The 11750-nt window shown below is 60.0% G+C and carries 12 protein-coding genes and 1 tRNA gene; 6 read left to right on the forward strand and 7 right to left on the reverse strand.

What is annotated here, in order from left to right:
• Positions 1–3: 3 nt before the first annotated feature.
• The 3 genes from DWF74_RS25235 to DWF74_RS25245 form a co-directional block, all read right to left on the reverse strand.
• Positions 4–975, reverse strand: a complete 972-nt coding sequence (locus tag DWF74_RS25235) for a magnesium and cobalt transport protein CorA (RefSeq protein ID WP_102863875.1) — start codon at positions 973–975, stop codon at positions 4–6.
• 158 nt (positions 976–1133) lie between these two features.
• Entirely contained in the window at positions 1134–1856 is a 723-nt protein-coding gene (locus tag DWF74_RS25240; RefSeq protein WP_115581925.1) for a lysophospholipid acyltransferase family protein, read from the reverse strand.
• Positions 1857–2068: 212 nt separating this feature from the next.
• A complete protein-coding gene (locus tag DWF74_RS25245) occupies positions 2069–2758 on the reverse strand; it encodes a crotonase/enoyl-CoA hydratase family protein (protein WP_102878956.1) in 690 nt (229 codons plus the stop codon).
• Between the two features lie 319 nt (positions 2759–3077).
• Here DWF74_RS25245 and DWF74_RS25250 point away from each other — a divergent pair.
• Positions 3078–3167 (forward strand) — tRNA-Ser (locus tag DWF74_RS25250).
• A gap of 438 nt (positions 3168–3605) precedes the next feature.
• On the opposite strand, the gene DWF74_RS25255 is transcribed toward DWF74_RS25250, so the two are convergent.
• Positions 3606–3875, reverse strand: a complete 270-nt coding sequence (locus DWF74_RS25255; protein WP_102863872.1) for a hypothetical protein — start codon at positions 3873–3875, stop codon at positions 3606–3608.
• 1185 nt (positions 3876–5060) lie between these two features.
• Between DWF74_RS25255 and DWF74_RS25265 the strand changes: the two genes are divergently transcribed.
• From DWF74_RS25265 to DWF74_RS25275, 4 genes are all read left to right on the forward strand, one after another.
• Positions 5061–5525, forward strand: a complete 465-nt coding sequence (locus tag DWF74_RS25265; RefSeq protein ID WP_243433774.1) for a hypothetical protein — start codon at positions 5061–5063, stop codon at positions 5523–5525.
• Between the two features lie 397 nt (positions 5526–5922).
• Complete coding sequence (locus DWF74_RS25270) at positions 5923–6288, forward strand: glycine zipper domain-containing protein (RefSeq protein ID WP_115581926.1); 366 nt, start codon at positions 5923–5925, stop codon at positions 6286–6288.
• Positions 6289–6398: 110 nt separating this feature from the next.
• On the forward strand, positions 6399–6560 hold the full coding sequence (locus DWF74_RS30495; RefSeq protein WP_162884120.1) for a hypothetical protein: 162 nt from the start codon (positions 6399–6401) through the stop codon (positions 6558–6560).
• A 159-nt stretch (positions 6561–6719) separates the two neighbouring features.
• Complete coding sequence (locus tag DWF74_RS25275; RefSeq protein ID WP_115581927.1) at positions 6720–7415, forward strand: HAD-IA family hydrolase; 696 nt, start codon at positions 6720–6722, stop codon at positions 7413–7415.
• Between the two features lie 133 nt (positions 7416–7548).
• Here the strand turns inward: DWF74_RS25275 and DWF74_RS25280 are convergent, their stop codons facing one another.
• Positions 7549–8295 (reverse strand): 3-oxoacyl-ACP reductase family protein, encoded by a 747-nt coding sequence (locus DWF74_RS25280; protein ID WP_102863867.1) that lies wholly within the window; start codon positions 8293–8295, stop codon positions 7549–7551.
• Positions 8296–8421: 126 nt separating this feature from the next.
• On the opposite strand from DWF74_RS25280, the gene DWF74_RS25285 reads away from it, so the two are divergent.
• Positions 8422–9345: a LysR family transcriptional regulator gene (locus DWF74_RS25285; protein ID WP_102863866.1), complete on the forward strand. Its 924-nt coding sequence runs from the start codon at positions 8422–8424 to the stop codon at positions 9343–9345.
• A gap of 36 nt (positions 9346–9381) precedes the next feature.
• Here the strand turns inward: DWF74_RS25285 and DWF74_RS25290 are convergent, their stop codons facing one another.
• Positions 9382–10110: an aspartate/glutamate racemase family protein gene (locus tag DWF74_RS25290; protein ID WP_102863865.1), complete on the reverse strand. Its 729-nt coding sequence runs from the start codon at positions 10108–10110 to the stop codon at positions 9382–9384.
• A 55-nt stretch (positions 10111–10165) separates the two neighbouring features.
• On the reverse strand, positions 10166–11713 hold the full coding sequence (locus DWF74_RS25295; RefSeq protein ID WP_115581928.1) for an NCS1 family nucleobase:cation symporter-1: 1548 nt from the start codon (positions 11711–11713) through the stop codon (positions 10166–10168).
• Between the last annotated feature and the right edge of the window lie 37 nt (positions 11714–11750).

An 11750-nucleotide genomic window follows, 5' to 3' on the forward strand; every position in this document is an offset into this window, starting at 1 on the left:
CCCTCAGAGCCAGCCTGAGCGCTTGAAGCTGGCCCAGAGACCGACACAGCCGACACTGATGAAGCCTAATACCCCAAAGTAGCCGTAGTGCCAGCTCAGTTCCGGCATGTTCTGGAAGTTCATCCCGTAGATCCCGGCTACCGCTGTTGGAAACGCCAGGATCGCCGCCCAGGCGGCGAACTTGCGTTGCACGATGCTTTGCCGGGAAGCCTCCAGCAGCACGCCGATCTCGATGGTCTGGCTGGCGATGTCGCGCAGGGTCGACAGGTCTTCCATCTGCCGAGTGACATGAATCTGCACATCACGGAAGTACGGGCGCATGTTCTTGTCGATGAACGGAAAGCTGAGCTTCTGCAACTCCTCGCTGATCTCCACCATGGGCGCCACATAACGGCGCAGGCGCAGCACGTCGCGGCGCAGGCCGTGAAGGTTCTGGATATCGCGCTCGTTCAGTGAGTTGCTCAGCACATTGCGTTCCAGCTCGTCGATTTCCCCGTGGATGGCCTCGCTGACCGGCTGGTAGTTCTCGGTGACGAAGTCCAGCAAGGCATAGAGGACGAAGTCTTCGCCGTGCTCGAGCAACAGTGGGCGCGCCTCGCAGCGCTGGCGGACATAGCCGTAGGAAGCCGATTGGCCGTTGCGGGCGGTGATGATGTAACCGTTGCCGGCAAAGATGTGGGTTTCGATGAACTCCAGCTTGCCGTCGGTCCGCACGGGGGAGTAGGTGACGATGAACAGTGCGTCGCCGAAGGTTTCCAGCTTGGGCCGACTGTGTTTCTCCAGGGCGTCCTCAATGGCCAGTTCGTGCAGGTTGAACTGGCGCTGCAGATTGGCCAGCTCGTGGGCATTGGGTTCTTCCAGGCCGATCCAGACGAAGTGGCCGGGTTTTGCGGCCCAGGCAGCCCCTTCGTCGAGGCTGATATCAGCGACTTTCTTCCCGCCGCTATAAACGGCGGCAGCAACAACTCTACCCATGGTTGCGGTTCACTTCTTCTTATCAATGGTGGCGATGACAGATCAGCAGCAGCTTAGCCTGCAATGCAGCATCAGAGTCACTGGCGCAGCTTGAGTTCGGCGACAAATAAAAGCCCGCACGAGGCGGGCTTGGTGGCGTCACAGATGGGCCGGCAGCTTCAGGCCGCTTGCAGTTGGCGATCCATGTTGGCAATGCACTCGCGCATCTGCTCGCGGCACTGGGCAATCAGCAAGGGCATGTCGTCCATGGTCAGCCCGGCCGTGGGGATAGCCGGCAGCGAACGGATAAGGATCTTGCCACTGTTCCAGCGGTTCAGGTGCATGTGCTTGATGTAGCTGCTGACGCACACCGGCACGATCGGCACGCCGGCGGCGATGGCCATCTGGAAGGCGCCTTTCTTGAAGGGCAGCAGTTCTTCGCCGAAGTTGCGCGTGCCCTCCGGGAAGACCCAGATCGAGGTGTTCTTGTGCTGCAGGGTGTGGGTGGTGGTGAGCATCGAGCGTCGGGCCTTGTGCGGGTTGCCGCGATCGATCAGAACATTGCCCGCCAACCAGAACAGTTGGCCGAACAAAGGCACCCATTTCAGGCTCTTCTTGCCGATGCACACGGTGCGCCGTGGTACCACGTTGCCGAACACGAACAGGTCGTAGTTGGACTGGTGGTTGGCGATGATCACGCAGCTCTCGGGTTTGTCCATCAGTGGCCCGACTTCGGCTTTGACCCGCAGGCGCAGAATGCACATCGCCGGCCAGGCGTAGAGGCGGGCGCACAGGCGGCTGTTGTCGGGGTTGAACGGGCGGCACAGCCCCAGCAGCAGGCCCAGGCTGCCGGCCAGGATAAAGTGCAGGCCCATCAACGACATACGAAACAGATACAGCATCTAAACGGCCCACCGGGGACAAAAGGTGGCGCAGTGTACGGATGTGCACTGTTTTCGGCAATTACCGTTCTCAGCCGGGAGATGGGCGATGTTTAAGGGCATGTTTCCGACTGCGATGGCTGGCAGCAGTCTAGAGCGGTGGGCGCTGGGTGTTCAGGCTAATGCAAAAAGCCCGACACGCAGGTCGGGCTGGATCGGGGAAGGCAGGTGTTTTAGCCCAGGTGTTCCTGATCCTGGATGATGGCGTTGTCCAAAGTCTCCAGCAGCGCCTTGCGCACTTTAAGCTTGGTGTTCTTGTGGGCCAGCATGTTGATTTTCTTCAGTTGACGCGCGGCAGCCAGGGCGGCGCCTTGCAGTTCCTCGGCGCTCACCACCTTGTCGAGGAAGCCGGCATCCACAGCACTCTGGGGATCGAACATCTCGCCATTGATCACCGAGCGATGAAAGGCCGAGCGCCGCAGACGGTCACGGGCCAGCTCGATCCCCGCGTGGTGCATGGTCATGCCGATCTGTACTTCATTGAGGCCGATGCTGAATGGCCCGTCGACGCCGATACGGTAGTCCGCCGACAGCAGCAGGAACGCGCCCTTGGCCACAGCGTGGCCGGGGCAGGCGACGATCACCGGGAAGGGGTGGGACAGCAGGCGGCGAGCCAGAGTCGAACCCAGGGTCACCAGCGCCACGGCTTCTTTAGGGCCGGCAGTCATCACTTTGAGATCGTAGCCACCGGAAAGAATCCCTGGCTGACCGGTAATGATCACCACTGCGCGATCGGCCGTTGCTTGATCCAGCGCGGCATTGAAAGCGGCAATCACGTCCGGGGAGATGGCATTGACCTTGCCATTGCTCAAGGTCAGGGTCGCGATACCGTCTTCGAGATGGTAGGAAATCAACTCACTCATGACGCAATTCCTTGTATTGAAGTGCAGCAGAAGTTACCCACCACGATAGATCTGGTAAAGCGCCGTGACTGACTGGTGAGTCAGGCTTGGGACCTGACATCGGCCTGTATGGCGCTGCGGGTAACGGGTGGTTTCTTCTATATAGCTGTAGGCAAGGCTGGAGAATGGCCGGTTTGCCTTGTCGTCGATGGAGGGCGAATCCCCTTCAAGCAGGGATCGGCCTTAAGCGCATGAAAATTCTGAAAAAAAAGTTTGCCATCTGAAAAGCTATCGACTACATTAGCGCGCCTCGACAGACTGAATCGGTTTGAAGAGATACGGTGAAGTGTCCGAGTGGCTTAAGGAGCACGCCTGGAAAGTGTGTATACAGGAAACTGTATCGAGAGTTCGAATCTCTCCTTCACCGCCACATTCTGAAAACACAAACCCCTGATTTTCCTAGAGAAAGTCGGGGGTTTGTGGTTTTTGGCGTCTGAAAAATCTCCCTCTGGGACCCGCATGGGGCCGGTGGGTGTTTTCCAGTGGCGTTGGGTGGATAACTACTGGTTAAGCGTTGCCCCCTTTGCGCAGTGTATGAGCTGTATGTATCTCGGCGAAATGGCCGAGGTCGAATTCACCGAGCGTTGTCCGCGGCAGCATACACATGGAAAGGTATTTTGTAGCTCAAGTCCCATTTCGAAGACGCAACAAGGGTTTCCTCTAAACCAGAAGCAATTGTCTGCTGGCGAGGGCTATTGCCGGGTAAAAAGTATGAGGGCGTCTGTATCTTCGAAGTCGTGTGTGGCTGGGCTGACAGGCTCTGGTGCGTGTTGACCGCGTAAGTCGCGCACTAGGCCTGTCAGAATACTTACCACTGGCCGCTTATTAGACAGCCGACGATTTCCCAGCCGCTGTATTCCCACCAGGAATATCGATCATCAGAGCAACTACTGGCCAGGCTGGCCATCTGGATTTCGCCAGTTGTCTGATGGGGTCCGAAAGGAGTGTCAACTGAGGCTGTCATCTGATTGACGGTCTGGGGAGCCTTGATCGGGGCCTGATGCACGGAGGCGTTCGCGACAGTTGCGGTGAAAGCGAGCGTCGCGGAAACGGCCAGAACAGTTATGGAATTTTTCATGTTCGAATCCTTTCAGTTGGCTGATATGCGGCTTATGCATAGCCTGACCTGCCTTTATCAGTAATCCGAACAGATCGGGCACGCGCGTAATGTGACGCCATGAAAGCCTACCACCGCGCGACCTCCTGTTCAGTCGCTCAACAGCACTATTGACAAGCTGGTAATGGTCTGGATTTTTCTCATGGAAAGAGCTGCCCAAGGGTTCGAATTTGACGAGCCTGGTGTTGATGCTCTCCCTGAAAATGTCTCCATTTCTAGACTTGTACGCCACCACTTCATAAGGCAATTGGATGCCAAGCCCCCGCTGATTTCTGAATGGACGTGCTGCCATATCAAGCGGTCGTCGGGTTCATGAGCCCGGAAATGTGCTCTGGATCATTTTTTCCTCTGATGCCTTGCCACTCGTCGGCACTTGTCTGGTTTGGAGGGCAGGTCGACAAATGACTGGCTAGTCTGAATTGCCGTGACGGTCAGTATTTTCCAGGCAATCAGGAGCTTGCCGGTACTGATCGGTTGTTGGAGGGAGCTGGGATATGAGGAGTCTTGCCTATATCGAAGACAACGGGGATGAGTTCCCAATCAACAACTTGGTGCGTTGCGGTCAGGCCGCATTTGAAGTCGAAGAACAATCCCGAGTCAGTAGCAGAAAGAAAACTGCGCCGCTGCCGGTAGCCAGTAATACCATGTTCTTTCCCAAGGCAACGCCAAAGAGAAAGTGATTTTAAGTTTTGAGTGCCCCGTTAGATGCGGGGCTTTTTATTGCCCGCAAAATGTTAAATCTGGATGTCTATCAGGATTGATAGTTGTAATCCGAAAAGATGGGTGATTTGAGGGAGGTCCAGATATTGCCAATAGTCCTGTTGGCGATAAAGTTTCCCGTTTGCACCGCGCGATACTCTGTGATGGGTTTTCTGTCGCGCTGCTAGAGCTGAGGGCTGGTCGCCAAGCAGCCCGGTCCATTTGCGGTGGTTGGTTGAGGTCATAACTTTCTTGTCGTTGTTTGTGTATTAATCTTTTTTTAGATTTTGGGTAGTCGTATTAATTGTTTGTCGCCAGTGAGATGGCTTAAGTAAAGAGAGATCCTTTGTGTTTTTGGGAAATCTCTTATCTCAATTGGCTATAACTGGCGATATGTTCCTTATCCCGATTCAAACGGGGCTGCGCATCCAGCGATGATGCCTTTATATGAAAAGCGATAAGGAAATAAACGTGAAAGCTATTTTCAAACTCCTCGCACTGTCCACTCTCGTAGCCGCAGCCACTGGTTGCACCAGCTACAACATCAGCCAGCCATCGTCGCCCATCGATAGCCAGGTCAAGGCTGACCTGAAAGCAGATGTAGCAGTGGGTGAGGCAATCTCGGGCCAGTCGTCGGTGAATATCCTCTTTGGTTTCCTGCAGTTTGGTGGCGATAGCCAGTTTGCTGATGGCGTGACCTACGGTGGCGATACTGGCGGCGGCCTGGGTGGTCTGGGCCTGGATCCAGTGAGTGCGGTCAAGTCGGCTGCTGCCTTCAAGGCAGTCAAGTCTTCCGGTGCCGACCTGATCGTGGCTCCACGCTATGAAGTCAGCGAAGAAAACTACTTCGTCTTCAAGAAAGTCTCGGTCACTGTCAAAGGCAACAAGGGCAGCATTCGCAGCATTCGCTGAGATCACTGTTGCCAGTGAGCGATCAGGCCGTTATCGAAGCAGTGGCGGGGTAGCCAACCAAGGGGCTGGCCTGTATTGATCGGCTTCGAGCATCTTCAGAAGGTGAACTGAAGATGTTGGCAGGATGGGAAATTCTGTGATCCGCGTCTGTTGCTCCCAGTCGCGGGTACTTTTCACAGAATCTTCACATCTGCCTGCGTACGCTCAAACCATCCGTTAAAAGCAGTACCCCTAGCCCGTTCCCCAGCGGGCTTTTTTTTGCGCGACGATAAAACTCTTTTAGAATCCGCGGTCCAACCCACCGGAGAGCAACCGGGTGTTGCCGTTACGCTCCGCAGCGGGTGGCGCGCGCTGGGCTTTTGTGTCAGTTCGACAGTCTTTTTTTGAGGTTCAAGTCATGCGTTCAACTTTACCTGCCCTGGTTGTAGGACTTCTGCTGGCTCAAGGTGCGATGGCTGGCGATGGCACTGCCGCCATTGGTGGTGGTCTTGGCGGTGCGCTGGGTAATGTGGTCGGGCAACAGCTCGGCGGCAGCACCGGGGCGGCTATTGGTGCGGGTGTGGCCGGGGCGGCCGGTAGTGCGGCGGGTGCGCGCAAGGGCAGTCGGACCAAGGCTGCGATTGGCGGTGGCCTGGGCTCGGCCGGTGGCTCGCTGATCGGCAATCACCTGGGCGGCAGCACTGGGTCCACCGTGGGTGCCGGCATTGGTGGTGCAGCGGGTGGTGCCCTGGGGAGCAGCATGGGGCACAAGAAGCGTCATTGATTTAGGCTCTCGTTCAAAAATAGCCCGGCCCCGCGCCGGGTTTTTTGTGCGCGTTGCCCAGGGCTTCGCCATACTTGATGCAGCCCGTCCCGCTGTTTAAGGAGAGGATCATGCCCCGTGAAATGCCCGCTAATGTCGAGCCCGGCCCAGCGTCACCGTTGGTGATCAACGACCCGGGGAATGAAGATCCCGGCTCCTTGATGGATGATGCGCTGGTGCCACTGCAGGAAGGGCCTGAAGAAGGAGAGAGCGAGCTCGATCCTGGCGACTGAAACTATCCCGCCTCTCGCACTCTGTGCCTTGCCCCTCGGTTGCTCCTGACCCAGCCCCGCCGCTATGCTGCTGAATCCTTTAATTGACGCGTTGCCGAACATAACGGGCCGTACCTGAGCCGCTCCCTGGAATGTACTTTTGCTAACGGATCAGATGCGATGAATGCACAGTTGAATGATTTGGGACCGATCAAGGCGGTCATTTTCGATATGGACGGTCTGCTCCTGGATACCGAAGGTATCTACACCGAGATCACGCAGTTGATCGCCGAGCGTTATGGCCGCACCTACGATTGGACCATCAAGCAAAACATTATCGGACGTGGTGCCGCCGATCTGGCGCGTTACGTGGTCGAGGCCCTGGACCTGCCCATCAGCGCCGAAGAGTTCCTGGTCATGCGCGAGCCCTTGATGCGTGAGCGCTTTCCTCGCGCCGAGGCCATGCCGGGGGCTCAGCAACTGGTACGCCATTTGAAGCAGCACCAGGTGCCAATCGCAGTGGGCACCAGTTCGTCGCAGAAGTCCTTCGGCGAGAAAATCACCCGCCATGGCGATTGGTTTGCGCTGTTCGACACCATTGTCACCGCCGATGACCCGGAAGTGACGGCGGCCAAGCCGGCGCCGGATATCTTCCTCACCGCGGCCCGGCGCCTGGGGGTAGCCCCAGGGGAGTGCCTGGTGTTCGAGGACTCGCCCTTTGGCGTGACGGCTGCCAAGGCCGCAGGGATGCGGGTGCTTGCGGTGCCCGATCCGGCCATGGCGGATAGCAAGTTCGCCCACGCTGACGGGATTCTGCGCTCGCTCACGGGGTTTCAGCCCGCCGCCTGTGGTTTGCCGCATCTGGTGTGGGCCTGAGGTCGCAAGGAAACGGGTAGGGAGAAAGGAAGGCGTTGCCAGCCGGTTCGCCCTCTGCGGCAGCCGTTGGCGGATGCCGCGCAAGCAACCGGGCCACCCGCTACAGGTGGTCCGGTTTTTTTGCGTTGACGGATCAGGCGCTGAAACCGCCATCGATGCTCAAGCTGGCGCCAGTGATGTAGGCCGCTTCGGGCCCGGCGAGATAGGCCACGAAGCCAGCGATTTCTTCGGCGCGGCCATAGCGACGCACGGCCATGAGATCCAGCAGGCTTTCGGCAAAGGCGCCGTCGGCCGGGTTCATGTCGGTGTCCACCGGGCCGGGCTGGACGTTGTTGATGGTGATGCCCCGTGGTCCCAGGTCCCGCGCCAGGCCTTTGGTCAGGCCCACCAGCGCGGCCTTGCTCATGGCGTAGGGACCGCCACCGGCGAAGGGCATGCGCTCGGCATTGGTGCTGCCGATATTGATGATGCGTCCGCCTTCGCCCATGTGCCGCGCAGCCTCCTGGGTGGCGATGAATACGCTGCGGATATTGATGGCCAGGGTCTGGTCAAAGTCTTCCAGCTTGAACTCGTCCAGCGGGGCCATTGCCAGGACCCCGGCATTGTTGACCAGGATGTCGAGGCCGCCGAAGGCCTGGGCGGTACGTTGCACGGCCTCCCGAATGGCGTCGGCGTCGGCGCTGTCGGCCTGAATGGCCAGGGCCTTGCCGCCCTTGGCGATGATGCTGTCCTGCAGGGTCTGGGCCTTGCTCGCGGAGCTGACATAGGTGAAGGCGACGCTGGCGCCTTCGGCGGCCAGGCGCTCGACGATGGCGGCGCCGATACCGCGGGAACCGCCTTGGATCAAGGCCACTTTGCCGCTGAGGTTGTGCTTGCTCATGTGTTTCTCCAGAGATTCAAGGTCGGGTTGCCTTGTACTTGGCGTCGAGTATCGACTGCTGATTGGCCGCTGTGTAGCGGGTAATTCCTATACTCTGTGTAAACCAAAAGTATGGAATGGTCGGTGATGGAAGCTTTCGGCAGTATCGAATGTTTTGTCCGCAGCGCTGAAGTCGGCAGCTTTGCCGAGGCGGCGCGACGCCTGGGATTGACCCCGGCCGCGGTGGGGAAGAGCGTAGCCAAGCTGGAGGCGCGGGTGGGTGTGCGTCTATTCCAGCGCAGTACCCGGCGTTTGACCCTGACCGAGGCCGGACGCTTGTTCCTGGCAGAAGTCAGCGACAGCCTGCAGACCATCCAGAATGCCGTGAGCAGCCTGTCCACCGTCCAGGGGCGCCCGGCAGGCACGCTCAAGGTCAGCATGGGAACGGTATTTGGCTGTTTTTACATCGTGCCGATGCTCGCCAGCTTCCTGCAGCGTTACCCGGACATCCAGCCGGACTGGCATTTCGACAATCGCCAGGTGGACCTGATCGGCCAGGGCTTCGATGCCGCCATCGGTGGCGGTTTCGAGTTGCCACAAGGGGTGGTCGCCCGGCGCCTGGCACCGGCCCATCGGGTGCTGGTGGCCAGCCCGGCCTATCTCGCGGGGCGAGCGCCGATCCGTGATCCGGAGGACCTGCAGCATTGCCGGGGGATCCTGATCCGTTCTCCGCAGACCGGCCGCATCCGTCCCTGGCAACTCAGCGGGCGCGGCGGTGGCGTGCGCCCTTTGGAGCTCAAGGCCAGCATGACCATGAGTGATTCCGAAGCCGCCTGCGTGGCGGCCGCCCAGGACCTGGGGTTGGCTCTGGTGAGCATGCCGTTTGCCGTCAACTACCTGCGTTCCGGCGCGCTGCAACGGGTCTTGCCGGATTGGTACGTCGATGATGGCTACACCTCGATCTACTACGCCGAGCACAAGATGCTCCCGGGCAAGACCCGGGCTTTTGTCGACTTCGTCATCGAGCAGTTCGCCGAACAGGGCCTGGCGCAAACCTTCAGCGCCCTGTAGGCGCCGTCTGGCTGGCAACCCCGGGCGCTGGCTAACTCAGCGCCCCAAACGCAGCGGCCAGCCAACCACCTTTTTCGGTCGCGGCGTCGCATAGGTCCGCACCTTCGAGGTGGACAGCCCCAGGCGTACCAGGGACTCGGCGATGGTCACCGCCGCCGTGACCCCATCCACCACCGGCACTCCGGTGCGCTGGCGAATCTGTTCATCCAGCCCGGCCATGCCGCCACAGCCCAGGCAGATGACCTCGGCCTTGTCCTGGGTTACCGCCAGTTCGGCCTGGTGCACGATGGACTCCACCGCCCGCAGCGGGTCTTCCTCCAACTCCAGCACCGCGAGGCCGCTGGCTCGTACCGAAGCGCAGCGCTCATAGAGGCCGGACAGCTTGAGCCGGTCCTCGATCAGCGGCACGGTGCGATCCAGGGTGGTCACCACCGAGTAGGCATGGCCGAGGAACATCGCGGTGCTGGCGGCGGCGTCGGTGATGTCCACCACCGGCACATTCAGCAACTCCTGCAGGCCCTCGCGGCCGTGCTCGCCGTAACCGGCCTGGATCACTGCGTCATAGGGCTGGTCGTAGGCCAGCACCCGATCCATCACGGCGATGGCCGCCAGGTAGCTTTCGAAGTTGCCTTCCACCGATTCGGCGCCGAAGTAGGGGGTCAAACCGACGATTTCCGTTCCCGGTGCCGCCACGCTTTGCGCCTGGCGGGCGATGGCCTGGGTGATGGAGTCGGTGGTGTTGACGTTGACCACGAGAATGCGCATGGGGGTTCCTTGCTGGTTGGGCAGTTCAAGGCCCGGCGCACCGGGCCGTTCAGGTTCAATGACTGATGTTGTCCACGGCGATGGATTCGCCGCTGACATCGGCGTACCCGGGTTGGCGCTTGGCGATGATCAGGTACAGCAGGCCGGCGATACCGGCACCGATCAGCCAGGAAAACGGCGAGACGCTGGCGAAGCCCGGCACCAGGGCCAGCACAATGGCAATCAGCGCCGCGGGCACGAAGGCCGCCACCGCCCGCAGATTGACCCCGCGGCTGTAGAAGTACGCGCCTTGCGGGTCTTCGCTGTACAGCTGCGGCACGTGGATCCGGGCTTTGCGCAGGATCCAGTAGTCCACCATGATCACCCCGTACAACGGGCCGAGCAGTGCGCCCAGGCCGGAGAGGAAGTACACGATCACCAGCGGGCTGTTGTACAGGTTCCACGGCAGGATCAGCACCGCCAGCGCCGCACTGATCAGCCCGGCGCGGCGGAAGGTCAGGTACTTGGGGGCCAGGTTGCTGAGGACGAAGGCCGGGGCGACGAAGTTGGCCATGATGTTCACCGCCACGGTGACGATCAGGAAGGCCAGGCAGCCCAGCACCAGAAACAGCGTATTGGGGATCGAGGCGATGATCTGGGTCGGGCTTTCGATGACCTGGCCGTTGATCTGGAACTGCGCGCCGCACAGCAGCACGGTGATGGTGGCAAACACCAGGATGTTCACCGGCAGGCCCCAGAAGTTGCCGACCTTGATGGTCTTGCGGCACGGCGAGGAGCGCGCGAAGTCGCAGAAATTGAGGATCAGCGTGCCGTAGATCGCCAGCCACAATGCGCCGCCGGCGAAGATCTGCCGCCACATTTCTCCGCCGGTCAAAGGTTCGCGGATCGACCAGGCAATCTGCCCGTCGGCCTGGGTGTACATCCACCCGGCGAGGCAGGCCACGGTCAGCAGAATGATCGGCCCGGCGAAGGCTTCGTAGCGGCGGATCATCTCCATGCCGTAGGCGAGGATCACCAGTTGCACCAGCCAGATCACCACGAAACAGGCCCAGCCCAGGGTCGAGAGGCCGAGGATCGAGTTGTGGTCGTAGTCGGCGAACCCCGGATGAATGGCCGTAAGCAACACGCGAAATACCACCGAGGCCAGGTAGGTCTGGATGCCGAACCAGGCGATGGCGATCACCGCGCGGATCAGTGCCGGTATCTGCGCGCCATGGATGCCGAAGCTGATGCGGCTGATCACCGGGAACGGCACCCCGGTCTTCTGTCCCATGTAGCCGGACAGGTTCATGAAGAAGTACACCAGCGCCGCGCCTATTCCCAGCGACAGGAGGATCTGCCAGCCACCCAGGCCCAGGGCGTAGAGGCCGATGGCAAAGGAGTAGTTGGCGATGTTGTGCACATCGTTGGTCCACAGGGCAAAGATGCTGTAGCCACCCCAGCGCCGGCCTTCGACCTTGGTTGGCGCCAGGTCGCGGTTGTGCAGGCGCGGGCTGAGGATGACGCTGTCCGGGTCGGTTGTGGCGATGGGCTGTTGCAGGTGGTGCGAGTGCGGCGAGGAGGGCAGATCCAGTGCGATGTTGTTGGAAGGGCTGGTGTGCATTCCGGCGGCTCCTGATTCCGGCCCCGGATGACTGTGC

Origin of the sequence: Pseudomonas protegens, from assembly GCF_003363755.1 — a bacterium.
Taxonomy (GTDB): Bacteria; Pseudomonadota; Gammaproteobacteria; order Pseudomonadales; family Pseudomonadaceae; genus Aquipseudomonas; species Aquipseudomonas danubii.